The sequence below is a fragment of the Thioclava sp. PTB-PU3-1 genome, assembly GCF_055666785.1.
Window position 1 is genome coordinate 244,788 of the sequence record NZ_JBVNVL010000005.1, and the last position, 25,331, is coordinate 270,118.

Sequence of the window (25,331 nt, forward strand, 5' to 3'; positions counted from 1 at the left end):
GATGCGTTATGTTTCCACTCGGGGCAAAGCCCCGGTTCTGAATTTCGGCGATGCGATGCTGACGGGGCTTGCCCGTGACGGCGGGCTTTACGTGCCCGAGACCGTGCCGCAGTTCTCCGCCGATGAGATCGCCGCGCTCGCAGGGCAGCCCTACGAGGAAGTCGCGTTCCGCGTGATGAAGCCGTTTGTCTCCGAGACCTTCTCGGACGAGGAGCTGCGCGGCGCCATCACCCGTGCCTATTCCGGCTTTGGCCATGTCGCCCGCGCGCCGATGGTGCAGCTGGCGCCGAACCATTTCCTGCTGGAGCTGTTCCACGGCCCCACGCTCGCGTTCAAGGATTTCGCGATGCAGGTGATCGGGCAGCTCTTCCAGATCGAACTGCAAAAGCGCAACCAGAAGATCACCATCGTCGGCGCCACCTCGGGCGATACCGGCTCGGCGGCGATCGAGGCCTTCCGCGGGCTCGACAATGTCGACGTGTTCATCCTCTTCCCGCATGGCCGTGTATCCGAAGTGCAGCGCCGCCAGATGACGACGCCCATCGAGAGCAATGTCCACGCGCTCGCGCTCGATGGTGATTTCGACGATTGCCAGGGCAAGCTGAAGGACATGTTCAACGACTTTGACTTCCGCGATGAGGTCGGTCTGGCGGGCGTGAACTCGATCAACTTCGCCCGCGTGCTGGCCCAGATCGTGTATTTCTTCTCCTCCGCCGTGGCGCTTGGCGCGCCGCATCGCAAGGTCTCCTTCACCGTGCCCACCGGCAATTTCGGCGATATTTTTGCGGGCTTCCTTGCGAAGGAAATGGGCCTGCCGGTCGAGCGTCTGGTGATCGCGACGAACCAGAACGACATCCTGCACCGCTGCCTCGAGAAGGGCGATTACACCAAGCAGGGCGTCACGCCCTCGATCTCACCGTCGATGGATATCGAGGTGAGTTCGAACTTCGAGCGCGCGCTGTTCTGGGCCTATGGCAAGGACGGGGCCGCGATCGAGAAGCTGATGGACGAGCTGAAAACCGAAGGCTCCTTCACCGTCTCCGAAAACGCGATCGGTGCGCTGCGCGACATCTACGACAGCGGTTCGGTTGGCGAGGCGCGCACGATGGAAGAGATCGGCGATACGCTCAAGGAAACCGGCGAACTGCTCTGTCCGCATTCCGCAGTCGGCGTGAACGTCGGCAAAACGGCGGTCGCGCGTGACCCGGCCACGCCGATGATCACGCTCGCCACCGCGCATCCCGCCAAGTTCCCCGATGCTGTGGAAGAGGCGACGGGCATCCGCCCCGACCTGCCGCCGCGCATGGCGGATCTGTTCACCCGCGAGGAGCGCGTGACCCGCGTGCCGAATGACCTTGCAGACCTTGAAGCCCTGATCCGGGAGCGCCGCCGCACATGATCGAAATGACCACCCTGAAGAACGGTCTGCGCATCATCACCGAGTCGATGCCGGGCCTCGCCTCTGCCGCGATCGGCGTCTGGATCACGGCCGGTGGCCGCCACGAGCGCCCCGAACAGAACGGCATCGCGCATTTCCTCGAACATATGGCGTTCAAGGGCACGAAGACGCGCTCGGCGCTGCAGATCGCGGAAGCGATCGAGGACGTGGGCGGCTATATCAACGCCTATACCTCGCGCGAGATGACCGCCTATTACGCCCGCGTGCTTGCCGAGGACGTGCCGCTCGCGCTCGACGTGATTTCGGACATTCTGCTGAACCCGGTCTTCGATCAGCGCGAGATTGAGGTGGAGCGCGGCGTGATCCTGCAAGAGATCGGCCAGTCGCTCGACACGCCCGACGATGTGATCTTCGACTGGCTGCAAGAGGCCGCGTATCCCGATCAGCCGATGGGCCGCACGATCCTCGGCCCGGCGGAGAAGGTCCGCAGCTTCGCGCGTGACGATCTCTCGGCTTTCGTGACCGAACATTACGGCCCCGATCAGATGATCCTCTCGGCGGCGGGTGCGGTCGATCACGCGGAGATCGTGAAACGCGCCGAAGATATCTTCGGCGACCTGCGCCCCGCGCTGAACCCCGCGCCCTATCCGGCGAAATGGATCGGCAACGAGCGGCGCGAGATCAAACAGCTCGAACAGGCGCATTTCGCGCTTGGCATCGAGTCGCCCAGCTATCGCGATGCCGACCTCTACACCGCGCAGGTCTATTCGGTGGCGATGGGCGGGGGCATGTCCTCGCGCTTGTTCCAGAAGATCCGCGAAGAACGCGGGTTGTGCTACACGATCTTCTCGCAGGCAGGCGCCTACGAGGATACCGGTATGTTCACCGTCTATGCGGGCACCTCCGGCGACGAGGTCCGCGGTCTGGCCGAACTGACCATCGACGAGTTGAAACGTGCCGCCGAAGACATGACCGAGGTCGAGATCGCCCGCGCCCGCGCCCAGATCAAGGCGGGGCTTCTGATGGGGCTGGAAAGCGCCTCGGCGCGTGCCGAACGCATGGCGCGCAGCCTCTATATCTGGGGCCGCGTGCCCGGGATAGACGAGGCCTCGGCGCGGATCGACAGCGTCACCCGCGATGCGGTGCGCGATTTCGGCGAACGGCTCGCCATCGGCGGGCGCACGGCCATGGCGCTTTACGGCCCGGTCAAGGATGCGCCCGAGCTCGGGGAGCTGCGCGAAAGGCTCGCCGCCTGATGTTCGCGCGTCGTCGTCAGCTGCGGATCGATACGGATCGAATGATCCTGCGTCCGCCGCAGCATGGGGATTATCGTCCTTGGGCCAGCCTGCGCGAGGACAGCCGCGACTTCCTGACCCCGTGGGAGCCGAGCTGGTCCTCCGATCACCTCAGTCGCAAGGCGTTCTCGAACCGGGTCTATTGGGCGGCGCGCGCGATCGCGAATGGCACCGCCGTTCCCGTCTTCCTGTTCTCGCGCCGCGACGACATTTTTCTGGGGGCGATCACGCTCGACAATATCCGGCGCGGACCGGCGCAGGCGGGCACGCTGGGCTATTGGATCGGCCAACGCCACGCGCGTCATGGCTATATGCGCGAGGCGATCGAGGCCGTGGTTCATTACGCTTTCACGAAGCTCGACCTGAGCCGCATCGAGGCAGCTTGTCTGCCGGAGAACGCGGCCTCGCGCGGGGTGCTGGAGAAGTCCGGTTTCAAATATGAGGGTGTTGCGCAGAGCTACCTGCAGATCAACGGGCGCTGGCGCAATCACGTCCTCTATTCCAACCTGCGCTCGGATCGCCGGGGACGGACGGATGTCCGATAGGAACGGATATGCTGGCGACGGACGTCCGGCCCTTCGCTTGCGCTTCGGGCGTTCGCCGGGGCGTCCTTCCACTGGAAGGCCGCTGATCCCGGCTCACCCCCCAGGATATTTCAGCCAAGCCGAAGGAGGCAGAGATGCGCACCGCTGCTGATGAGAGTTTCGTCGAGACGCTGCGGGACGCGGTGCCGGGCCTGAGTCTCGGGGCGCCGGGTGCGTCCTATCTGGAAGAGCCGCGCGGGCGGTATCACGGTCTGGGCGGCGTTTTGGTGAAGCCGACGTCGACCGAAGAGGTCGCGGGGGTTCTGAAGCACAGCCACGCGGCGGGTGTGGCCGTGCTGCCCTATGGCGGGGGCACCGGTCTGGTCGGCGGCCAGATCACCGAAGATGGCCCCGCGCCGGTGATCCTGAGCCTCGAGAAAATGAATGCCGTCCGTGCGGTCACCGGCCATGTGCTGGAGATCGAGGCTGGCGCGACCTTGCACGAGGCGCAGCAGGCGGCGGAAGGCGCGGAGCGGCTGTTCCCGCTGACCATCGCGAGTCAGGGCTCTGCCCGGATCGGCGGTGTGCTGGCGACCAATGCGGGCGGGGTGAACGTGCTGCGTTATGGCAATGCGCGCGAGCTGTGTCTGGGCGTCGAAGCGGTTCTGGCTGATGGCACGGTGATCTCGGGCCTCAAGCATCTGCGCAAGGACAATACCGGCTACGATCTGAAGGACCTGCTGATCGGCTCCGAAGGCACGCTCGGGATCATCACGGCGGCGACCCTGCGGCTGTTCCCGCGCCCGGCGGCGGTCGGCACGGCGATGATGGTGGTCGAAAGCCCCGCCGCCGCGCTGGAACTGCTGGAACTGGCCGAGGCGCGGATGCCGGGCTGCGTGTCGGCCTTCGAGATGATCTCGGGGCAGGGGCTGCGCTTTCTCGACGAGGTTGGGCCGGAGGTGCATCAGCCTTTTGAGGCGCGCCCCGACTGGTCGGTGCTGATCGAGATCGGTTTGCCCGAAGGGCTGGCGCCGGAGGAGGCGCTGGCAGAGCTGTTCGAGGCGGCCGAGGGGCTGGTCAGCGACGGGGTGATCGCAAGTTCCGAAAGCCAGCGCGCCCAGATGTGGGCCCTGCGCGAGAGCCTGCCGGAAGCGAACAAGCGGATCGGGTCGATTTCGAGCCATGACATCTCGCTGCCGCTGCCGAAACTGGCTGCTTTCATCGAAGAGGCGCGTGGCGCGCTTCTCGACCTCGGCAATATCCGGATCAACTGCTTCGGCCATGTCGGCGACGGCAATCTGCATTTCAACGCGTTCCCCGCCGAGGGGCGCGACCGCAAGGAATACGAGAACCTGCGCCGCGCGATCCCCGAAACGGTCTACGATCTGGTGGACCGTTTCGGCGGCTCGATCTCGGCCGAGCACGGGATCGGGCGGCTGAAAGTGGGTGATCTGGAGCGCTACGGCGATCCCGGCAAGCTGGCCGCGATGCGCGCGATCAAGGCGGCGCTCGACCCGAAAGGCATCCTGAACCCCGGCGCGGTGCTGGCGGAGCGCTGAGGGCCAAGAGAAACGCGCCCCGCCAGGAGAGCAGGCGGAGCGCGGCGTTCTGGTTCACGTGTCATTGCAAGCAGCCGAACCATCAGGCCGGCTCAGGGTAAGTCGATTCGCGTAAGAAAGACGTTAACGCGGTCCCAGCGCGGCGGCCTGCCGGGCAATCCGTGCCACGTCACGGCTGAGGGGGAAATCCTCCTCCATCCGGTCGATAGCGACCCAGCGTGCATCCAGCGCGTCGTCGTCCGCGACCGGCTCTCCGGCCTGCCACTGGCATTCGACCGCGACCAGCACGAAGTGATGCTCCAGCGTGCCCTTTCCATCCTCCGCGAGGACGTCGAGCGCGTTGAAGGCATGGGTGGCCCGCGCCTGCACGCCGGTTTCCTCCAGCAACTCGCGTTCTGCCGCCGCAAGAAGCGTCTCGCCGAACTCGACCTTGCCGCCGGGAAAGCCCCAGAGCCCGGCATCGGGCGGGTTCGCCCGCTGCACCAACAGCGCCTGTCCGTCGCGGATCACGACGGCAAGAATGGCGGGTGTCGGGCGGGGGCTCACGCCCCCTCGAATTCGCACAGAACGCTGACATTCATGCCGCGATCTTCGAGCAGCTTGCGCCCGCCCAGTTCCGGTAGATCGACGATGAAGGACAGGCCCACGATCTCGCCGCCGACGCGCTCGATCAGCTGGATGCCCGCCTGCGCGGTGCCGCCGGTGGCCAGAAGATCGTCGACGACCAGAACCTTCTCGCCGGGCTTGATCGCATCCTCGTGCATCTCCATCACCGCCTCGCCATATTCCAGCTGGTAGGCCTGCGAAATCGTCTGGCCGGGCAGCTTGCCCTTCTTGCGGATCGGCACGAAGCCTTTCGACAGCTGATGCGCGATCGCGCCGCCGATGATGAAGCCGCGCGCCTCCAGACCCACCACCTTGTCGATCTGCTGGCCCGCCCACGGGTGCAGCAACTGGTCGATCGCCATGCGGAAGCCACGCGGATCGGCGAAGAGCGTCGTCACATCGCGGAACATGATCCCCTCATGGGGGAAATCGGCAATGGTGCGGATATAGTCTTTGACGTTGGTCATGGGATCCTCAGAGGTCGAGCACGCGGCCCGCGATGGTCTTCAGTTTGCGCGCCATCTCGGGGTCGCACTTGTCGGGGGCGGTCATGATCGCGCTGTCGAGGGCGTGGGTGCAGCCGGTGGCGCAATCGCCCGCCGCGCCCTTCAGCAGACCGGGCAGAGCCGCGACCAGATCGCGCGCCTTATCGGCGTTCTTCATCGCGACGGCAACGACCTGCGCCACATCCACGGCATCATGATCGGGGTGCCAGCAGTCGTAATCGGTGATCATCGCGACACAGGCATAATGCAGCTCCGCCTCGCGGGCGAGCTTGGCCTCGGGCATGCCAGTCATGCCGATCACGTCGGCGCCCCATTGGCGGTAAAGCTCGCTCTCGGCCTTGGTCGAGAATTGCGGGCCCTCCATCGCGACGTAGGTGCCACCCTCATGGACGCTCACGCCGGTTTTGCGCGCGGCCTCGGCGCAGGCGGCCGAGAGGTCGGAGCAAACAGGATGTGCGACCGAGACGTGGCCCACCATGCCGGGGCCGAAGAAGGTTTTCTCACGCGCGAAGGTGCGGTCGATATACTGGTCCACGATCAGGAAATCGCCCGGCGCATAGGCCTCTTTCAGCGAGCCCACGGCGGAGACGGCGATCAGATCGGTGACGCCCAGCTGTTTCATCGCGGCGATATTGGCGCGGTAGGGAACGGTGGTCGGCGTCTCGACATGGCCGCGCCCGTGGCGGGGCAGGAAGGCCATCTTCACACCGTCCAGCGTGCCGGTCAGCACCTGATCGGAGGGCGCGCCGAACGGCGTCTCGACGGTGATCCATTCGGCCCCTTCGAGCCCGTTGATCTGATAGACGCCCGAGCCGCCGATCACCCCGATCATTCTGTCCATTCTGCGCATCCTTCGCCTGTCTTTTCCGCGTCGCGGCGAGCCTAAGCGCCACGGCCCCGGGAGGAAAGAGGGATTGCAGCCACTTGCCGCGCGGTCTATCGGCGCAGGGGGATATGGGAGTCCCCACGGGAGGATCTATGGAAAATATCCGCGGCTCGGTGCTGATGGTCGTCGCGATGGCGGCCTTCGCGATGGAAGACATGTTCGTCAAATCCGCCTCGACCCATCTCGCGGTGGGCGTGGTGCTGATGCTGTTCGGCCTCGGCGGGATGGCGGTCTTCGCAGTACTCATCACCGCGCGCGGGCAGCGTCTGCTGCATCCGGCGCTCGCGTCGAAACCCCTCCTGATCAAGCTCGCGCTCGAAGTGGTGGGGCGTCTTGGCTACACGCTGGGGATTGCGCTGACGCCGCTCTCGAATGCCTCCGCCATCCTGCAGGCGACGCCGCTCGTGGTGGTCGCGGGCGCCGCGGTGGTGTTTTCCGAACGCGTCGGCATCCGCCGCTGGGTCGCGGTGGGGATCGGGTTCATCGGCGTGCTGATCGTGCTGCGCCCCGGCCTCGATGGTTTCGTCCCGGCCGCACTCTGGACTGTGCTGGGGATGCTGGGCTTTGCGGGGCGCGATCTGGCAACGCGCGCCTGCCCGCCGGTTCTGTCGAATTTCCAACTCAGCTTCTACGGTTTCATGATGCTGATCCCGACCGGCGTGCTGATCCTGCTGATCTTCGGCGGTGTGACGACGCCCGATCTCTTTGCGCTGCGCGACGTGGCCGGTGCGGTGGCCTTCGGCAGCCTCGCCTATTGGTCGCTGACCAAAGCGATGCGGATGGGCGAGGTCTCGGTCATCACGCCCTTCCGCTACACCCGCCTGATCTTCGCGCTGATCCTCGGCGCGGTGGTGTTCGGCGAGCGGCCCGATGCGGCGATGATCGTGGGCGCAGCCCTGATCGTGGCGAGCGGTCTCTACACGCTCGTCGAAGGTCGCCGCAGCCGGGCGCGCGCCCGGATCAGAGCTTAGGCCGCAGCATCTCGAAGGTTTCCGACACGGCCGCGTAATCGCCGCGATTGCCGAGCCGCACGAGACGGTCGGGCGGCGCATAGAGCCCGTCCTTCAGGCAATCGTCCGCGATATGGATGCCCGTCACCTCGCCATGCACGAGGTAATTCCCCTCGCCCAGAAGCTTGATCACCTGCACCACGCGACATTCGAGCGAGGCAGGCGCCGCCGCCACGCGCGGGCAGTCGATCGTCTCGCATTCCGCCTTCTCGATCCCGCATTCGGCGAACTCATCCGTGCCGGCCGGAAAATTCGCGCAGGAGGCGTTCATCTGATCCTTCAGCGCATAGGTCACGAGATTGGCGCAAAACACGCCCGCTTCGCGCAGCTGCGAGACGCTGTCCTTCGTGCCGTCACGGTCGGGCTTCACCCCGGTCGAGGAGAAGATCACCTGAGGCGGCGTATAGGCGACCGCGTTGAAGAAGGAGTAGGGCGCAAGGTTGTCGCCCATCTCGCTGCGCGTCGAAATCCAGCCGATCGGACGCGGGGCGACGATGGAATTGAACGGGTTGTGGGCGAGAGGGTGGCCATCTGAAGTGCGATAGAACATGCTTTCTCCTGTTTGATCCCGAACTTAGCGCATGCTACCGCGCAGGAAAGGGGCAGCCTGAAAGGGGCGGCGGGCGTATGTATCAGCTCGAACAAGAGACGGCGGAAGACTGGTGGGAGGTCGAGGCGCTCTATGACCTCTGCTTCGCGCCGGGCCGCACGGCGCTGTCCTCCTACCGGCTGCGCGACGGGGTCGATCCGGTGCGCCCGCTTTGCCTGACGCTGCGCCAGGACGGCATCCTCGCCGCCGTGATCCGCTTCTGGCCGGTCAGGGTCGGCGGCAAGCGCGTGCTGCTGCTGGGGCCGATCGCGGTCCACCCGACGCGGCAGGGCGAAGGTCTGGGCGGAATCCTGATGCATGAAAGCCTCTCGCGCGCCGCCGATCTGGGCTGGGAGCGGGTGCTGCTGGTGGGCGACGCGCCCTATTACCAGCGCTTTGGCTTTGCAAAGCTCGACGATGTCGAGATGCCGCCGCCCACCAATCCCGACCGCGTTCTGGGGCTCGAACTGGTGCCCGGCGCCTGGGAAAGCGTGCGCGGTCAGGTCGAGAAAGACGACTGATTGCCGAAGCGCCTCCGCCGCCCCATATCAGGGAAAGGCAAGGAGGCGATGATGGCAGATATTCTTCCCCCCGTGAGCGACCCGGCGATTCTGGGTCAGCTCGACTCGCTCGCGAAACGTCACCGCGCGGCGGGCGGCGTGGTGATGCAGGTGATCGGCTATATCGGAGGCTCCGCCGAGGGGCTCTTGGGCAAATTGCCCACCCCCGTGCGCAATGGGCTGGATGGGGCGACGGAACGCGCGCTGTCAGGCGCGATGACCGCGGCTGAGCGCTCGCGCGGGATCGTCTCGGACCGGCCCGACTGGATGAACCGGACGCTGACCACCGCGATGGGCGCGGCGGGCGGTGTCGGGGGCTTGGGCAGTTCGCTTGCGGAATTGCCCTTCACGGTCACGATGTTGCTGCGCGCCATTCAGGGCATCGCCGCCGAACATGGCTTCGATCCGGCCTCAGAAGAGGTGCGGCTGGAATGCCTGCGGGTCTTCGCCTCTGCCGGGCCGCTCGAGGACGATGACGGGATGGATCTGAGCTTCCTCGCCGCACGGGCCACGATCACCGGGCCGAGCCTGAAATCGCTGATCGCAAAGGTCGCGCCGCGCCTGTCGATCGTGCTGGGTCAAAAGCTTGCGGCTCAGGCGGCCCCGGTTCTTGGCGCGGTCGCAGGTGCGGCCGTCAACTACGCCTTCACCAGCTATTATCAGGAAATCGCCCGCGTCCATTTCGGTCTCAAGCGCCTAGCCCGCGACACCGGCACCGATGAGGGCGTGCTGCGCGAGGAGTTGGTCGCCCGCATCGCCAAGTGATTGAAGCGCCGCGCCTCTGGCTGCAGTCGGATGCCTCCGGCGGGGATATTTAGACCAAGAGGAAGGAACGCCGTTCTTCCCCTTGGCGAAAATATCCCGGGGGGCTCCGAAGGAGCGGGGGCAGCGCCCCCTCCGAACCCTCAGCCCTTCGCGTCCTCGAGGATCATCTGCGCGGCCTTCTCGGCGATCATCATCGTCGGCGCGTTGGTGTTGCCCGAGGTGATCGTCGGCATCACCGAGGCATCCGCGATGCGCAGTCCTTTCAGCGCCTTCAGCCGCAGCCGCGAGTCCACCACCGCGCCGTCATCCGAGCCCATCCGGCAGGTGCCGACGGGGTGGAAGATCGTGGTGCCGATATCGCCCGCCGCTTTCACAAGATCCGCCTCGGTCTGATAGTCCGGGCCGGGCTTGTATTCCTCGGGTTTGTATTTCGCGAATGCCGGTTGCGAGGCGACGCGGCGGACCTGCCGGATCGCTTCGGCGGCGACGCGGCGGTCGCCCTCGGTCGAGAGGTAATTCGGCGCGATCTCGGGATGGGCGCGGAAATCGGGCGAGGTGATATGCACATGGCCGCGGCTTTCGGGGCGCAGGTTGCACACGCTTGCCGTCATGCCGGGGAAGGGGTGGACCGCATCGCCGAACTTGTCGAGGCTGACCGGCTGGACGTGATATTCCAGATCGGGCGTCTCCTTCTCGGGGAAGCTGCGCGTGAAGATGCCCACCTGCGAGGGCGACATCGACATCGGCCCCGAGCGGAACAACGCATATTCCATCCCGATCTTCGCTTTGCCCCAAAGGGTCGAGGACATGGTGTTGAGGCTTTTCACGCCCGAGACCTTATAGATGAGGCGCAGTTGCAGGTGGTCCTGCAGGTTCTCGCCCACGCCATCGACCTCGGCCACCGGGGTGATGCCATGCTCGGACAGCACGTCACCGCGCCCGATCCCTGACAGCTCGAGGATCTGCACCGAGCCGACCGAACCGGCGGAGAGGACGGTTTCGCCCGCCGTCACGTCATGGCTCTGGCCGTTCTGATTATAGCGGATGCCGACGACGCGGCCCTCCTCGATCAGGAGTTTCTCGACCTGCGCATTGGTCTCGATCCGCAGGTTCGGGCGTTTCATCGCGGGTCTCAGGAAGGCTTTCACCGCGCTCCAGCGCCAGCCGGCTTTCTGCGTGACGTGGAAATAGCCGCCGCCCTCGTTGGTGCCGGTGTTGAAATCGTCGGTGCGCGGGAAGCCTGCCTCCTCAGCGGCTTCGAGGAAGGTGTCGAGCATCTCCCAGCGCACGCGGGCTTCCTCCACCCGCAATTCGCCGCCCGCGCCGTGCAGATCGCTCTCGCCGCGATAGAAATCTTCCTGCTTCTTGAACAGCGGCAGCACGTCGTCCCAGCTCCAGCCGGGATTGCCCGACTGCGCCCACATATCGTAATCGCGCGCCTGACCGCGCATGTAGATCATGCCGTTGATCGAGGAGCAGCCGCCGAGGATACGCCCGCGCGGATAGAGCAACTCGCGCCCGTTCAGCCCGGCATCGGCTTTCGACTTATAGCCCCAATCGGTGCGCGGATTGCCGATGCAGTACAGGTAGCCCACCGGGATATGCACCCAGTGGTAATTGTCGCGCCCGCCTGCTTCCAGCAGCAGCACCTTGTTTTTCGGATCTTCCGACAGACGGTTCGCCAGAACGCAGCCTGCGCTGCCACCGCCGACCACGATGTAATCGTATTGCTCCATGAGCCCCTCCCGAACTGCGCCTCCGGGCAAGACTTTCGCAAGCTGCCGCCCGGGAAACAAGGCCATGACCCGTTCATTCGCGCAAAGTCGCTTTGCGAAAACGCAAGGAGGGGCTTGCCTGTGAGGGGGGTGATCCGTTCTATGGCGCAAATCTCGCCGGAGCCTTTCATGGTCCTTTACCGCCTTCTCGTCAGTATCGCGAGCCTGCCCGTTCTGGCGGCGCTGCTCTGGCGCGTTCTGCGCGGGCGGGAGAGCGGGGCTGCATTGGCGGAGCGGTTGGGCGGCGGGGAGGCCGCGCCGCGCCGTCTGTGGCTGCACGCGGCTTCGAACGGCGAGTTGACCTCCGCAAAGCCTTTGATCGATGCGCTGCTGGCCGCAGAACCCGCGGTGCACCTGTTGGTGACGGTGAACACGGTGACGGCGCGCGAGCTGGGACAGGGCTGGGCCGATCCGCGCATCGCGATCCGCATGGCCCCGCTCGATCATCGCGCCGCGCTGCGACGGTTTCTGTCGCGGCATGATCCCCGCGCGCTCGTCGTGGTCGAGAACGAGCTTTGGCCGAACCGCATGGCTCTGATGGCCGATGCACAGCGGTCGATCTTCGTGATCGGGGCGCGGATGTCAGCCCGCTCTGCGGCGCGCTGGGCGAAGATCGGGATGGCGCAGACGATGATCGCCCAGATCACCGCACTCTCGGCGCAGGATGCGGGGTCCGAGGCGCGGTTCCTCGACCTTGGCCTGCCGCGTGATCGACTTTTGCCGCCCGCCAATCTCAAGACGGCGATCACCGTCGCACCCGGTGTGCCGCTCGACTGGCAGCGCAGCGATACGGTGCTTGCCGCGTCGACCCATGAGGGCGAAGACGCGCCGATCCTTGCCGCCTTCGCGAAGGCGCGCGCGCGCCGCCCTGACCTGCGCCTGATCCTCGCCCCGCGCCATCCGCGCCGTGCGCCCGAGATCGCGGCGCTGATCGCCAAGGCCGGGCTGCGCCATACCACTCGCTCGAAGGACGAGCCTCCGACGGCGGAGGTCTATCTGGCCGATACGCTGGGCGAGATGGGCCGCTGGTATGCGAGCGCAGGCCTATGTTTCGTAGGCGGCTCGCTCGTCGAAAAGGGCGGCCATACCCCCTATGAGCCCGCAGGCTTCGGCTGTGCCTTGCTGCACGGTCCCGATGTCGCGAATTTCGCTGAGGCCTTTGCGGCACTCGACGCGGCAGGCGGGGCACAGCTTTGCGAAACCGAAGCCGATCTTGCGACCGCTTTCACCACGATTGACGCCGACGCGCAGGCCGAAATGGCTAGCGCCGCACGGGGGGCTCTCGGTCCGCCTGCCGATGTCGAAAGCCTTGCAAAGGCGCTCCTCGCACGGCTCTGAGCGACGGCGACGCGCTTGCATTGCGGCCTAAAACGCTTATTTCCATATGCATCCGGGAGATGCAGACATGATCCGTTATACGCTGCAATGCGAGAATGAGCACCGCTTCGACAGTTGGTTCCCCTCGGCCTCCGGGTTCGAGGCGCTCAAATCCGCAGGCCAGTTGGAATGTGCGATCTGCGGTTCGAAAAAGGTCGAGAAATCGCTGATGGCGCCGCCTGTCGCACAGACGCGCAAGACGGGCGAGCCCGCCGCCGAACGCCCTCTCTCGCAGCCGCAATCCGAGGCCGAACAGGCCCTCGCCGCGATGCGCCGCGAGATCGAGAAGAATTCCGATTACGTCGGCATGAACTTCGCCACCGAAGCGCGCGCCATGCACGAAGGCACCGCCAAGAAACGTGCGATCCACGGCGAGGCGAAGCCTGAAGAGGCGCGCAAGATGCTGGAGGACGGGCTGCCGGTTCTGCCGCTGCCCTTCCTGTCGACTCGCAAGACGAACTGACCCTTTTCGCTCTTTCCAAATATCCCGGGGTGAATTCGCGCGAGCGAAGAGGGGCAGCGCCCCAGCGCCGATCTGAGACCCTCGAAACGCCAAATCTCTTGCGCGGCCCAACGGCTTGAGCTAGCAGAGGCCCGACTCTGCCCAAGGGGGATTTCCATGCCCATTCTGGTGATGAAATTCGGCGGCACTTCCGTCGCCGATCTCGACCGGATCGCCAACGCCGCCGAAAAGGTGAAGCGCGAAGTCGAACGCGGTTACGATGTCATCGTGATTGTCTCGGCGATGTCGGGCAAGACCAATGAACTCGTCAACTGGGTCGAGACGACCTCGCCGCTCTATGACGCGCGCGAATACGATGCCGTGGTCGCCTCGGGCGAGAATATCACAGCTGGTCTGATGTCGCTGCGCCTGCAGGAGATGGGTGTCTCCGCGCGCAGCTGGCAGGGCTGGCAGGTGCCGATCAACACGACCTCGGCGCATGGCGCGGCGCGCTTCGTGTCGATCCCGCGCGAAAATCTCGACCAGAAATTCTCCGAAGGCTTCAAGGTCGCGGTGATCGCGGGCTTCCAGGGGCTTTCGCCGGAAAACCGGATCACCACGCTCGGCCGGGGCGGCTCCGACACGACCGCCGTGGCTTTCGCCGCCGCATTCGGCGCGGAGCGTTGCGACATCTACACCGATGTCGATGGCATCTACACCACCGACCCGCGCGTCTCCTCCAAGGCGCGCAAGCTCGACCGCATCGCCTTCGAGGAGATGCTGGAACTCGCGAGCCTCGGGGCGAAGGTTCTGCAAACCCGCTCGGTCGAGCTCGCGATGCGCTACAAGGTGCCGCTGCGCGTGCTAAGCTCCTTCGAGGAAACCACGGAGAATTCGGGCACTCTGGTCTGCGACGAGGATAAAATCATGGAATCGAAAGTTGTCTCCGGCGTCGCCTTTTCCCGCGACGAAGCGAAAATGACCCTCGTGACGGTCGAGGACCGCCCCGGCATCGCCAGCGCGATCTTCGGGCCGCTCGCGGATGCGGGGGTGAATGTCGACATGATCGTCCAGAACATCTCCGAGCGTCAGGCCGAGCATGAGGTCAAGGTCACCGACATGACGTTCTCCTGCCCGGTCAATCAGGTCGCCCGCGCCCGCAAGGCGATGGAAGACGCCCGCGACGCAGGGCTGATCAAATTCGACGAGCTGGTCGCCGATGAAGACGTGGCAAAGATTTCCGTCGTGGGCATCGGTATGCGCTCCCATGCGGGGGTCGCGGCGAAGATGTTCAAGGCGCTGGCCGCTGAAAACGTCAACATCAAGGTTATCGCTACGTCGGAAATCAAGATTTCGGTGCTGGTCGACCGCAAATATCTGGAACTGGCGGTTCAGGCCCTGCATGATGCCTTCGAACTCGACAAGGCCTGAGTAACCCGAAGGGCCGCAGAAACAGGGACGACCTGCGCGGATGGTGGAACTGAGCGAAAGTGATAGTCGCACGCTGTTGCGACGCCTGCGCGATACGCTGGCCACGGAGGGCGACGGGCAGGACCGGCTCAATCACATCACGCAGATCATTGCGGATTCGATGGGCACCGAAGTGTGCTCAATCTACCTGTTCCGCGATCCCGAAACGCTCGAGCTTTGCGCAACCGAAGGCCTGAAGGCAGAGGCTGTCCACCACACGCGGATGCGGCTGGGCGAGGGTCTCGTGGGCCGCGTGGCGCGGTCGGGCCGGCCGATCAACTCCGCCGATGCACCCTCCGAGCCGGGCTTCCGCTACATGCCGGAGACGGGCGAAGAAATCTATTCCAGCTTCGTCGGCGTGCCGATCCAGCGCGTGGGCGAGAAGCTGGGCGTGTTGGTCGTGCAGTCGAAGGACGAGCGCAGCTTCTCGGATGACGAACTTTACGGGCTCGAGGTCGTCGCGATGGTGCTGGCGGAAATGACCGAGCTGGGCGCCTTCACAGGCGGCGAGAATTCCGAGATCGGCGCGACGCATCGCTTCCCGGTCATGTTCCGCGGCGCGACGGGGCAGGAGGGCGCCGCCGAAGGCCGCGTCTGGCTGCACGAGCCGCGCGTCGTCGTGACCAACCCGGTGGCCGAGGATCCCGAGGCCGAAGCTGCGCGCCTCGAAGAGGCGATCACCGAACTGCGTGGCAAGATCGACGAGATGCTCGCCAGCCCGACCCTGATCGACAAGGATCAGCGGCAGGTGCTGGAGACCTTCAAGATGCTCGCGGCGTCGAAGGGCTGGAAGCGGCGGATGCTGGAAGACATCACCGCGGGTCTCTCTGCCGAAGCTGCGGTGGAGAAGGAACAGAACGCCGCGCGCGACCGGATGCGTAAGGCGCCCGATCCCTACCTGCGCGAACGGCTCAACGATCTCGACGACCTGTCGAACCGCCTGCTGCGCCAGCTGACGGGGCAGGGCAGCGATACCGGGGCCGAGATGCCGGAGAACCCGGTGCTGGTAGCGCGCAATATCGGCCCGGCGGAACTGCTCGATTACGACCGCAAACTCAAGGGCGTGGTGCTGGAGGAGGGCTCCGTCGGCTCGCATGCCGCGATCGTCACCCGCGCGCTCTCGATCCCGCTGGTGATCCATGCGGGCCGGATCACCGCCGAGGCGCTGAACGGGGATCCGATCCTCGTCGACGGCGATCAGGGCGTGGTGCATCTGCGGCCCGAGGAAAGCGTCGCCCACGCCTTCCGCGACAAGATCGCGATGCAGGCGGAGGCGCAGAAACGCTACGCCTCGTTGCGCGACCAGCCCGCGATAGACAAATCGGGCCAGACCGTCTCGCTGATGATGAATGCGGGGCTGATGGCGGATCTGCCTTCGCTGAAGGGCTCCGGCGCCGACGGGGTGGGCCTGTTCCGCACCGAGCTGCAATTCCTGACCCGCACGAAGGTGCCGCGCCGCAATGAACTCGTGCAGCTCTACAAGCGGGTGATGGACGCCGCCGACGGGAAGCGGGTGAATTTCCGTACGCTCGATATCGGCTCCGACAAGGTCGTGCCCTACATGAAGCCGCAGGACGAGCCGAACCCCGCGATGGGCTGGCGCGCGCTGCGAGTGGGGCTCGACAAGCCGGGGATTCTGCGGATGCAGCTGCAGGCTCTGCTACGCGCCGCCGACGGTCGCCCGACCTCGATCATGTTCCCCTTCATCGCGCTGCCCGAGGAATTCTACGCCGCGCGCGACACGCTGCTGCGGGTCCGCGACCGCGAGGCGCAGATGGGCCGCCCCGTGCCCGAAGAACTGCGCATCGGGGCGATGCTGGAAACCCCGAGCCTCGGTTTCGCCCCCGACAGCTTCTACCGCGATTGCGATTTCATCTCGATCGGCGGCAACGACCTGAAGCAGTTCTTCTTCGCCGCCGACCGCGAGAACGAACGCGTGCGCCGCCGCTACGATACGCTCGACGGGTCCTTCCTGAACTTCCTCGAACGGATCATCGCGCGCTGCGCGGTCTCGGACACCCATCTCAGCTTCTGCGGAGAGGATGCGGGCCGCCCGATCGAAGCGCTGACCTTCGCGGCGCTCGGGATCCGCACGCTCTCGATGCGGCCCGCGTCGATCGGCCCGGTCAAACACCTGATCCGCCGCGCCGATCTGGGCGAACTGCGGCAGGTGATCCAGCAGGCACGCAACGCTGGCCAATCCAGCGTGCGCCCCGCCGTGACGAGCTACCTCGCGCATCTCTGAGCGGGGCAGGGGCGTTGCCCCTCTTTCCTCCGAAATTCACGATCAAAATGAATTGGTCCACGGCGAAGCTCTGACACTTCGCCTTGGCCCAAATATCCCGCGGGGGTCTGGGGGCGCGAAGCCCCCAGCCTTGTCTTTATGCGTCAGCCTGCGGCCAGACGCTTCGCTTCCGCTTCCTTGAACGATTTATCCGAGGGCGCGATGAACGTGTAGAACATCGGCACCACGAACAGCGTGAACATCGTCCCGATCAGGATCCCCGAGAAGATCACGAGGCCCATCGCCTTGCGCGCCTCTGCGCCCGCGCCTTGCGCGAGGATCAGCGGCACCACGGCCAGCGCCATTGCGGCGGTGGTCATCAGGATCGGCCGCAGACGGGTCTGCGCGGCTTTAACAATGGCCTGCCTGCGGGTGAGGCCCGATTGCTCGCGCTGCTGATTGGCGAATTCGACCATCAGGATCCCGTGTTTCGTGATCAGACCGACCAGCGTGATCAGCCCCACCTCGGAATAGATGTTGAGCGTGCCCAACCCGAGGTTCAGCGGCAGCACCGCCCCGAAGATCGTCAGCGGCACTGTCATCATGATGATGAAGGGGTCGCGGAAGCTCTCGAACTGCGCGGCGAGCACGAGGTAGATCACCAGCACGGCCGCCGCGAAGGCGATGATGATGGTGTTGCCCTGCTGCGTCTCGATCCGGGACTGGCCCGAATAGTTGATGAAGAACCCCTCCGGCATCACCTGATTGGCGATGTCGACGATGGTCTGCACGCCCTCGCCGGTGGACCCACCGGGCAGGGGGAGCGCCGTGATCGTGGCCGCGTTCAACTGATCGAACTGTTCGATCGAGGCCGCGTTTACCCCGGTGTCGATCTTCACAAGCGAAGACAGAGGGATCATCGCCCCCGAGGAGGAGCGCACGAAGTAGCGGCCCAGCTCTTCGGGATTCGCGCGGAACTCCTGCGGCACCTGCGGGATGATGTCGTAGCTGTTCGAGTCGCGGTCGAACTGCGCCACTGACGCTTCGCCCACCAGCAGCCCCAGCGTCGAGCCGATATCGGAGACCGGCACGTTCAGCGCCGCCGCCCGGTCGCGGTCGATCGTGACATTGACCTGCGGGCTGTCGAAGTTGAGCGAGTTCTGCACGACGATGAACTTGCCCGAGGCCTGCGCCTTGTTCTTGATCTCCTCGGCCACCTCGGCGACGCGTTTCGCGGAGTGGATCGACTGGATCACCACCGAGATCGGCAGGCCGCCCCCGGTGCCCGGCAGCGACGGGGGCGCGAATGCGAAGCCCTTCAACCCGGTCGATTTGCCGAGATCGCCTTGGATCTCCTGCTGGATCTCCGCCTGGCTGCGGGTGCGGTCCGCCCAGTCCTTGAGCGCCCAGATATAGATACCCTGAGAGCTGTCCCCGCCGAAGCCTGCGATCGAGAAATCGGTGCGCACTTCCGGGATATTGGACGTGTCACGCCCGACCTGGTCGATATATTTCTGGGTGTAGTCGCTGGTCGCGTAGCGTGGCCCGTTCAGGATCGCGAAGAGCGCGCCGTTATCCTCATCCGGGGCAAGCTCGGAATTGGTGTTCATCAGCATGAACCCGGTCACGCCCACGAGCGAGGCGACAATCAGCAGGGTGATCCCCCGCAGATCGAGCGAGCCATCGACGCGCCGCCCGTACCAGCCCGAGAGCCGGTCGAAATTGCGGTCGACGAAGGCCTGGAAGCCCTTCGACTCGCCATGTCTCAGCAGGCGGCCCGACATCATGGGCGTGATCGTCAGGGCGATCACCCCCGACAGGATCACCGATCCCGCCAGTGCGAAGGCGAACTCTCGGAACAACTGCCCCGTCAGCCCGCCGGTGAAGCCCAGAGGGGCGAGCACCGCGGCCAGCGTGATCGTCATCGCGATGACCGGCCCGGTGATCTCTTTCATGCCCTGCACGGCGGCCGGGATCGGTTTCATTCCCTCTTCGATATGTCGGTGGATATTCTCCACCACCACGATCGCGTCATCGACCACGAGGCCGATCGCCAGCACCATTGCCAGCAGTGTGAGAAGGTTGATCGAGTATCCCAGCGCCAAGAGCACCGCGAGCACCCCGATCAGCGAGAGCGGAATGGTCACGATGGGCATCGCCACCGAGCGCAGCGACCCGAGGAACAGCAGGATAACCACGGTCACGATTGCGACCGCCTCGCCGATGGTCTTGAACACCTCGTGGATCGAGGCCGAGATCGTCTCGGTCGAGTCGTAGACCAGCTGGATCTTCATCCCTTCGGGGAGCGAGGCGTTGATGTCGGGCAGCGCCTTGCGCACCGCCGCCGCCGTATCGAGCGGGTTGGCGGCGGGCGTCGGGTAGACGCCGAGGAACGTGCCCTCCTTGCCCTCGAAAGTGACGATCTCGTTCTCGGAGGCTTTGGCGAGTTCGATCTTCGCGACATCGCGCAGCCGCACCACGTCGTCGCCCTTGCCCGAGATCGGCAGCTTGCCGAAGGCTTCGGGTGTCTGCAGCGTGGATTGCAGCGTGATCGACTGGGCGACGTATTCGTTCTTCGTCTTGCCCGGGGCCGAGAGGAAGTTCGACGCCTGAATCGCGCCCACGACTTCCGATGCCGTGACGCCGCGCGCGGCGAGCTTGTCCGGATCGATCCAGACCCGCATCGCGTAATCGGAAGCGCCGATGATCTGGGTCTGGGCCACGCCCGGAATCGTGGACATGCGCGGACGGATCACCCGGCGCAGATATTCGGTCAGCTGCTCGGGCGTCATATTGGGATTGAGCGCCGCGAGATACATCAGCGCGAAGGTCTGGCCGGTGCCCTTCTGGATCACCGGGTCTTTCGCCGCCGAGGGCAGCTGGCCCTTGACCTGCTGCACCTTCGAGAGCACCTCGGTCATCGCCGCGTCGGAGTTCGACCCGAGCTTCATGTGGACCGAAATGACCGAGGCCGAGGGCCGCGACTGGGTGGTGACGTAATCGACGTTCTCAGTGGTCGCCACGGCGGCGGCCAGCGGCGAGGTGATGAAGCCCTGAATCAGTTCGGGCGAGGCGCCGGGATAGGCGGTGGTGATCGTGACCACCGTTTCCTCGACTTCCGGATATTGGCGGACGGGCAGGTTGAAATACGCCTGTGCGCCCAGCAGGAGCATGAACGCGCCCAGCACCATCGACAGGACGGGGCGGCGGATGAAGATCTCGGAGATGTTCATGGGCTTGGCCTTACTGCGCCTTCGCGCCGTCTGATGTCGTGTCCGATGCCCCGTCAGAGGCGGCGTCCGAAGCGCTATCCGCGGAAGCGTCCGACGTCGCGTCGGAGTTTGCCTGCGCGTTGCCCTCCATGCCGAAGGCTTTCATCACCTCTTCGGTGGAAGGCGCGTCGGGATCGGGCGAAATCGCGTTGTCGATGCTCACCGTCGCGCCGGAGTTCAGCTTGTTCTGGCCCGCGTTGACGACCATGTCGCCCGCCTCCAGCCCCTTCGTCACTTCGACGAGCGTGCCCGAGCGGCGTCCGAGCGTGATGAAGACCTGCTTGGCCACCAGTTGCGGCTGGTCCGCGCCTTCGGGCGTTTGCTTGCGCACCACGAAGACCGAGTCGCCGTAGAGGTTGGAGCTCACCACCGTTTGCGGCAGCGCGATCACGTTGTCCTCGGAGGGCAGCACGACCGTGACATGGACGAACTGGCCGGGCGTCAGCTTTCCTTCGCCATTGGGCACCTCGGCGCGCAGGGTCACGAGCCGCGAATTCGGGTCGATCTTGGGTTCGATGCCGGTGATCTGGCCTTCCAGATCGACCGAGCCGTCCTCGGTCTTCACCTTGACGGTCTGGCCCGCTTCGGCGTGCCGCGCCTGCTGTTCGGAGAGGGTGAAATCGACGCGCATATGGTCGCGATCCTGCAGGGTCGCATAGGTGGTGCCGGTGCCGACATACTGGCCGACCTCCACCTGCGGGATGCCGATGATGCCCGCGAAGGGCGCGGTCAGGCGCTTTTTCTCGAGCACGGCCTGCAGCTTCGCGACGCTTGCGCGCGCTTCCTGCGCGCTGGCTTCAGCCTGATCGAGATTGGACGTGGCGGACACGCCCCGGTCGGCAAGCTGGCGCGCGCGCTTGAGATTGGTCTCCGCCAGATCCTGAGCGGCCTTGGCCGAGGCCAGATCGGCGCGCTCGGAGCTGTCGTCGATCTGCATGAGGACCTGGCCCTTCTCGACCTTGTCATTCGCCTTGAAATGGATCTCCTGCACGGTGCCGCCCATTTCGACGGCCAGTTCGGTGCCGCGCACGGCGGCGGCGGTGCCGATCGCCTCGAGGCCCGGCTGCCAGGTGATCGGCTTCACTTCGCTGACCGAAACCGCCACGGGGGGCTGTGTCATGTTTGCGAAGAACTGCGCGATCATCTTCGAGCGGAAAAGGTTGTAGCCGACGACGCCACCCACCACGAGGATGAGCGCGACGAGGGCGATGAGGAGGCGTTTGATCATTTGGCTGTCCCGTCAAAATCCCTGTTTGCACGCAAATACGACCCCGCCGGCCGAGCTGCGCGCGATTTCTGAACCATTTGGTTCACGTCCTTGTCATGTCAATACGCGAGTGACGTTAAAAGGATGGGTCACAGTGCCGTGAAGGCAAGGCGGAAAGTCTGTGCGTCAGAGCAATTACAGGGCTTCACGAATGCTCACCTCGCGAAAATCTGATTTTTCTGTGCTCGACGGTGAAGAAGAGTGCATTATCTCAATCTGTACCTGCGATCCTGACGACCTGACGTCGCTTTGCAGCGATGTCTGGTTTTAGGAGTTTATATGGATCCCCTGTCTTTTATGCGCATCGGCTTCGAGGCCGCGCGGATCGGCTTTGAGGCCCAAGCGGTGATTTCGATGCGCGTCGCGGGAATGATGGGGCTCTGGGATGTCTCCCCGCTCGAATCGCTCCAGATGGTGCAGGAAAAGCCCGTGGCGGTCGTAGCTGCGGCGGAGGCTGCCGCATTCGCGCTTCTACGGGGGCAGACGGCAGATCGCGCGATTTCGGCGTCGATCACGCAGATCGGAAATCACACCAGCGCCAATATGACGCGATTGTCGCGTCGTGGGCCCAGCTGGCTCTGACGGCACGAGCCGGGCAGGGCCGCCACGCTGACGCGGCGACCCCGTAGTCATCAGGCGGCGCTGTCTTCCTCGACCTCGTCATCGCCTTCTTCGACGCTTGCGGGCGTCACCATGGCGGTCAGGATCGTCGTCATGTCGACCATGCCGATCGGCTTGTTGGCCGCGTCGACAACCGTCGCCGTGCGCACCTCGGCATCGGCCATCCGGCGCGCGATCTTTTCGAGCACCGAGCTGGCTTTCACCTTCATCTTCGGCAACTCGCCCTCGGGCAGCGGCAGCGCGATGGTTTCGGCGCGGATCACGCGACCACGGTTCACCTCGCGCACGAACTCGGCGATGTACTCGTTCGCCGGGCGCAGCACGATTTCCTGCCCCGTGCCGACCTGATTGAGCGCGCCGTCACGCAGGATCGCGATCTTGTCGCCAAGGCGCAGCGCCTCGTCGAGGTCGTGGGTGATGAAGACGATGGTCTTCTTCAGCTCGGCCTGCAGGTCCAGAAGCACCTTCTGCATATCCATCCGGATCAGCGGATCGAGTGCCGAGAACGCTTCGTCCATCAACAGGATGTCCGCGTCGTTGGCCAGCGCGCGGGCGAGGCCCACCCGCTGCTGCATCCCGCCCGAGAGCTGGTTCGGATAGTTATCCTCGTAGCCCGCGAGCCCGACGCGCTCGATCCATTTCTTCGCGATCGGCTCGGACTCCTTGCGGTCGATGCCCTGGATATCCAGCCCGTAGCAGGTGTTTTCCAGCACGGTCCGGTGCGGCAGAAGCGCGAACTTCTGGAACACCATCGCCGTCTCATGGCGACGGAATTCCCGCAGCTCCTCTTCGTTCATCTTCACCACGTCGCGGCCGTTATAGAGGATCTCCCCGGCCGTGGGCATGATCAGCCCGTTGATGTGGCGGATGAGCGTCGATTTGCCCGAGCCCGACAGACCCATGATCACCGAGATCTTGCCCGGCGGCAGGGTAAGGTTGATGTCTTGCAGGCCCAGAACATGCTTGTGCTTGTCGTTGAGCTCTTCCTTGCCCATGCCGGCCTGCACCTTCTCCACGTAATCTTTGGGGCGCGCCCCGAAGATCTTGTAGAGATTGCGGATCTCGATGCCCGAGCGGTTGCCGGTATCGGTGTTGGTCGTGGCATCAGTCATGGCCAGCCTCCGAATGTTTCTGCAGCCGCTTGCCGAACGCCTGGCTCGCGCGGTCGAAGATGATCGCGATCGCAACGAGTGCGAAGCCGTTCAGGAAGCCGATGGTGAAGAACTGGTTGTTAATCGCCTGCAGCACGTTTTTACCGAGGCCACCAACGCCGACCATCGAGGCCACGACGACCATCGCCAGCGCCATCATGATGGTCTGGTTGACGCCCGCCATGATCGTCGGCAGCGACAGCGGAAGCTGCACGCCCCAGAGCTTCTGACGGGGATTGGCACCGAAGGCGTCCGCGGCTTCGATGACTTCCTTGTCCACGAGGCGGATGCCCAGATTGGTCAGGCGGATCATCGGCGGAATCGCGTAAATCACCACAGCGATCACGCCCGGCACCTTGCCGATACCGAAGATCACGACGACCGGGATCAGGTAGACGAAGGATGGCATGGTCTGCATGACGTCGAGCACCGGCGTCAGGATTTTCTGCATCCGGTCCGAGCGCGCCATCAGGATGCCGATCGGCAGGCCGAGGATGATCGCGATCAGCGTCGCCACCGTGACCATCGCGAGGGTGGTCATCGTGTCCTCCCACAGGCCGAAGATGCCGATGAAGGCAAGACCCATGGACGAGCCGAGCACGATCTTCGTATTGCGCGAGGCGAACCACACCACGACGAGGATCAGCGCGAAGATGACGAACCACGGCGTGTCCACGAAGGCGTGTTCGAGGGTGTTGAGAAACCATTGAAGCGGCCGGGTGGCCGCGTCGATTTGATCGGAATAGGCGCGGACGATGCCGCGAAACCCGTCGTCGATGCCCATGCGCATATGACGCAGGGTGGAGTTGGGAAGGGAAGGGAACTCACACATCAGTTCCGGCAAGCCCCAGCATGAAGATGCCATCTTGTTATGTCCTCCGGTCGATTATTTGCGCCGGTTTAAAGAAAACGCGCGCGAGGCTCCCCTCACGCGCGCCAAAATCTCGGATCGCCCGCTCAGAGCGCGTCCTCGACCTTCTTGATCACATCGTCAGAAAGCCAAGCCTTCCAGACGTCCGGATAGTTCTCGAGGAAGTAGTAAGCGGTGTCCTCGTTGGTGCCTTGGTTGTCGGCCTGCCATGCGAGGAATTCGCCCACGGTCTTGTTCGACCATTCACGCTTGCCAAGGTAGTCCATCGCCACCGCGTTGTTCTCGGCGAATTCCTTGGTCACGACGGTGTACACGTCCGAGGTCGGGTAGGCGTTGGGCTTGGGATCGACGCAATCGGCCTGCGAGTTGCACTTGTCCCAGGCTTCCTTGTCGCCCTCGACGCCCGCGTCGAGCTTGACCATCGGGTATTTGCCGAGGATCGCGGTCGGGGCCCAGTAGTAACCCAGCCAGCCCTTCTTGGACTCGTAGGCATTGGCGATCGAGCCGTCGAGGCCAGCAGCCGAACCGGTGTCGACCAGCTTGAAGCCCTTCTCCTCGGCCTTGTGAGCCTTGAAGCGGTTCGCGGTGGAGATCTGGCAGTTCCATCCCGACGGGCAGTTGTAGACGCCGCCGATGGACGGCTCTTCGGGATCGGGGAACAGGTCGGGATGCGCCAGCGCATCGTCGACCGTCTTGATCTCGGGGTGCTCGTCAGCGACGTATTTCGGGATCCACCAGCCTTCTTCGCCGCCATCCTTGAGGATTTCGGCAGCGATCACGAGGCGATCTTCGCTGACGGCCTTGTCGAGCGCGACCTTCACCGCGTTCACCCAAAGCTCGGGCGCGATGTCGGGCTCGCCCTTTTCGTTCATCGAGGTGAAGGTGGGCATCGTGTCGCCGGTCACCAGCGTCACGTCACAGCCGTAGCCGTTTTCGAGAATGATCTTGTCGACCCAAGCAGCGACCCCGGCCGAAGCCCAGTTCATTTCGGCTTCGGTAACGGAACCACATTCGCCATCGGCGGCGAAGGCGGGCGCCGAGAAGGTCGCCAGCGGCAGTGCCGTCAGTAACGCAGCAAGCGCTTTCTTGTTCATACAGTTCTCCTGTTGTGGCAGCTTTGATTGAAGCGATCCGCGCGGGCTGCCGCCGTGATATCGGTCGC

22 protein-coding genes are annotated in these 25,331 nt (G+C 64.7%); 12 read left to right on the forward strand and 10 right to left on the reverse strand.

Annotated elements, in window-relative coordinates; translation table 11 throughout:
* Position 1 precedes the first annotated feature (1 nt).
* The 4 genes from thrC (at position 2) to ACZ7GB_RS14925 (ending at position 4,777) form a co-directional block, all read left to right on the forward strand.
* Positions 2-1,399, forward strand: coding sequence for a threonine synthase (gene thrC, locus ACZ7GB_RS14910; RefSeq protein WP_078540226.1), 1,398 nt, complete (start codon positions 2-4; stop codon positions 1,397-1,399).
* Positions 1,396-2,655: a M16 family metallopeptidase gene (locus ACZ7GB_RS14915; protein ID WP_078571425.1), complete on the forward strand. Its 1,260-nt coding sequence runs from the start codon at positions 1,396-1,398 to the stop codon at positions 2,653-2,655. Before thrC ends, ACZ7GB_RS14915 begins: the two co-directional genes overlap by 4 nt.
* Positions 2,655-3,239 (forward strand): GNAT family N-acetyltransferase, encoded by a 585-nt coding sequence (locus ACZ7GB_RS14920; RefSeq protein ID WP_078521856.1) that lies wholly within the window; start codon positions 2,655-2,657, stop codon positions 3,237-3,239. Before ACZ7GB_RS14915 ends, ACZ7GB_RS14920 begins: the two co-directional genes overlap by 1 nt.
* 134 nt (positions 3,240-3,373) lie before the next feature.
* Positions 3,374-4,777 carry an FAD-binding oxidoreductase gene (locus ACZ7GB_RS14925; RefSeq protein ID WP_472159307.1) on the forward strand — a complete coding sequence of 468 codons (1,404 nt, stop codon included), beginning with the start codon at positions 3,374-3,376 and terminating at the stop codon, positions 4,775-4,777.
* A gap of 123 nt (positions 4,778-4,900) precedes the next feature.
* Here the strand turns inward: ACZ7GB_RS14925 and ACZ7GB_RS14930 are convergent, their stop codons facing one another.
* The 3 genes from ACZ7GB_RS14930 to ACZ7GB_RS14940 are packed head-to-tail and all read right to left on the reverse strand — an operon-like array spanning position 4,901 to position 6,730.
* Entirely contained in the window at positions 4,901-5,323 is a 423-nt protein-coding gene (locus tag ACZ7GB_RS14930; RefSeq protein ID WP_078545260.1) for an NUDIX hydrolase, read from the reverse strand.
* On the reverse strand, positions 5,320-5,850 hold the full coding sequence (locus tag ACZ7GB_RS14935) for an adenine phosphoribosyltransferase (protein ID WP_078521850.1): 531 nt from the start codon (positions 5,848-5,850) through the stop codon (positions 5,320-5,322). The genes ACZ7GB_RS14930 and ACZ7GB_RS14935 overlap by 4 nt, the downstream gene beginning before the upstream one ends.
* A gap of 7 nt (positions 5,851-5,857) precedes the next feature.
* Positions 5,858-6,730, reverse strand: a complete 873-nt coding sequence (locus ACZ7GB_RS14940; RefSeq protein ID WP_078604297.1) for an S-methyl-5'-thioadenosine phosphorylase — start codon at positions 6,728-6,730, stop codon at positions 5,858-5,860.
* 137 nt (positions 6,731-6,867) lie between these two features.
* Between ACZ7GB_RS14940 and ACZ7GB_RS14945 the strand changes: the two genes are divergently transcribed.
* The gene (locus ACZ7GB_RS14945; RefSeq protein ID WP_472159309.1) at positions 6,868-7,746 is read left to right on the forward strand and encodes a DMT family transporter; all 879 of its coding nucleotides are present in this window, start codon (positions 6,868-6,870) and stop codon (positions 7,744-7,746) included.
* On the opposite strand, the gene ACZ7GB_RS14950 is transcribed toward ACZ7GB_RS14945, so the two are convergent.
* Positions 7,736-8,335 carry a flavin reductase family protein gene (locus ACZ7GB_RS14950; RefSeq protein ID WP_098409919.1) on the reverse strand — a complete coding sequence of 200 codons (600 nt, stop codon included), beginning with the start codon at positions 8,333-8,335 and terminating at the stop codon, positions 7,736-7,738. The genes ACZ7GB_RS14945 and ACZ7GB_RS14950 overlap by 11 nt on opposite strands.
* A gap of 77 nt (positions 8,336-8,412) precedes the next feature.
* On the opposite strand from ACZ7GB_RS14950, the gene ACZ7GB_RS14955 reads away from it, so the two are divergent.
* Both ACZ7GB_RS14955 and ACZ7GB_RS14960 read left to right on the forward strand, forming a co-directional pair.
* A complete protein-coding gene (locus tag ACZ7GB_RS14955; protein WP_472159310.1) occupies positions 8,413-8,895 on the forward strand; it encodes a GNAT family N-acetyltransferase in 483 nt (160 codons plus the stop codon).
* A 48-nt stretch (positions 8,896-8,943) separates the two neighbouring features.
* Positions 8,944-9,699: an EcsC family protein gene (locus ACZ7GB_RS14960; RefSeq protein WP_078545270.1), complete on the forward strand. Its 756-nt coding sequence runs from the start codon at positions 8,944-8,946 to the stop codon at positions 9,697-9,699.
* Between the two features lie 140 nt (positions 9,700-9,839).
* On the opposite strand, the gene ACZ7GB_RS14965 is transcribed toward ACZ7GB_RS14960, so the two are convergent.
* The gene (locus ACZ7GB_RS14965; protein WP_472159312.1) at positions 9,840-11,435 is read right to left on the reverse strand and encodes a GMC family oxidoreductase; all 1,596 of its coding nucleotides are present in this window, start codon (positions 11,433-11,435) and stop codon (positions 9,840-9,842) included.
* 168 nt (positions 11,436-11,603) lie between these two features.
* Between ACZ7GB_RS14965 and ACZ7GB_RS14970 the strand changes: the two genes are divergently transcribed.
* From ACZ7GB_RS14970 to ptsP, 4 genes are all read left to right on the forward strand, one after another.
* Entirely contained in the window at positions 11,604-12,812 is a 1,209-nt protein-coding gene (locus ACZ7GB_RS14970) for a 3-deoxy-D-manno-octulosonic acid transferase (RefSeq protein ID WP_472159313.1), read from the forward strand.
* 67 nt (positions 12,813-12,879) lie between these two features.
* A complete protein-coding gene (locus ACZ7GB_RS14975) occupies positions 12,880-13,314 on the forward strand; it encodes a DUF1178 family protein (protein ID WP_078545274.1) in 435 nt (144 codons plus the stop codon).
* A gap of 156 nt (positions 13,315-13,470) precedes the next feature.
* Positions 13,471-14,724, forward strand: a complete 1,254-nt coding sequence (locus ACZ7GB_RS14980) for an aspartate kinase (protein ID WP_078521836.1) — start codon at positions 13,471-13,473, stop codon at positions 14,722-14,724.
* Between the two features lie 40 nt (positions 14,725-14,764).
* Positions 14,765-17,008 carry a phosphoenolpyruvate--protein phosphotransferase gene (ptsP, locus tag ACZ7GB_RS14985; protein ID WP_472159315.1) on the forward strand — a complete coding sequence of 748 codons (2,244 nt, stop codon included), beginning with the start codon at positions 14,765-14,767 and terminating at the stop codon, positions 17,006-17,008.
* A gap of 143 nt (positions 17,009-17,151) precedes the next feature.
* Here ptsP and ACZ7GB_RS14990 read toward each other — a convergent pair whose 3' ends face one another.
* Together ACZ7GB_RS14990 and ACZ7GB_RS14995 are read right to left on the reverse strand one after the other, a co-directional pair.
* Positions 17,152-20,220 (reverse strand): efflux RND transporter permease subunit, encoded by a 3,069-nt coding sequence (locus ACZ7GB_RS14990; protein ID WP_472159316.1) that lies wholly within the window; start codon positions 20,218-20,220, stop codon positions 17,152-17,154.
* Between the two features lie 10 nt (positions 20,221-20,230).
* Positions 20,231-21,487 (reverse strand): efflux RND transporter periplasmic adaptor subunit, encoded by a 1,257-nt coding sequence (locus tag ACZ7GB_RS14995; protein WP_472159317.1) that lies wholly within the window; start codon positions 21,485-21,487, stop codon positions 20,231-20,233.
* Positions 21,488-21,805: 318 nt separating this feature from the next.
* Here ACZ7GB_RS14995 and ACZ7GB_RS15000 point away from each other — a divergent pair, with 318 nt between their 5' ends.
* Entirely contained in the window at positions 21,806-22,108 is a 303-nt protein-coding gene (locus tag ACZ7GB_RS15000; protein WP_078545282.1) for a hypothetical protein, read from the forward strand.
* 50 nt (positions 22,109-22,158) lie between these two features.
* On the opposite strand, the gene ACZ7GB_RS15005 is transcribed toward ACZ7GB_RS15000, so the two are convergent.
* From ACZ7GB_RS15005 to ACZ7GB_RS15015, 3 genes are all read right to left on the reverse strand, one after another.
* Positions 22,159-23,259 (reverse strand): quaternary amine ABC transporter ATP-binding protein, encoded by a 1,101-nt coding sequence (locus ACZ7GB_RS15005; protein ID WP_472159319.1) that lies wholly within the window; start codon positions 23,257-23,259, stop codon positions 22,159-22,161.
* Complete coding sequence (locus ACZ7GB_RS15010; RefSeq protein ID WP_472159320.1) at positions 23,252-24,163, reverse strand: ABC transporter permease; 912 nt, start codon at positions 24,161-24,163, stop codon at positions 23,252-23,254. The genes ACZ7GB_RS15005 and ACZ7GB_RS15010 overlap by 8 nt, the downstream gene beginning before the upstream one ends.
* Before the next feature lie 92 nt (positions 24,164-24,255).
* Positions 24,256-25,263, reverse strand: a complete 1,008-nt coding sequence (locus ACZ7GB_RS15015) for an ABC transporter substrate-binding protein (RefSeq protein ID WP_078602056.1) — start codon at positions 25,261-25,263, stop codon at positions 24,256-24,258.
* Positions 25,264-25,331 lie beyond the last annotated feature (68 nt).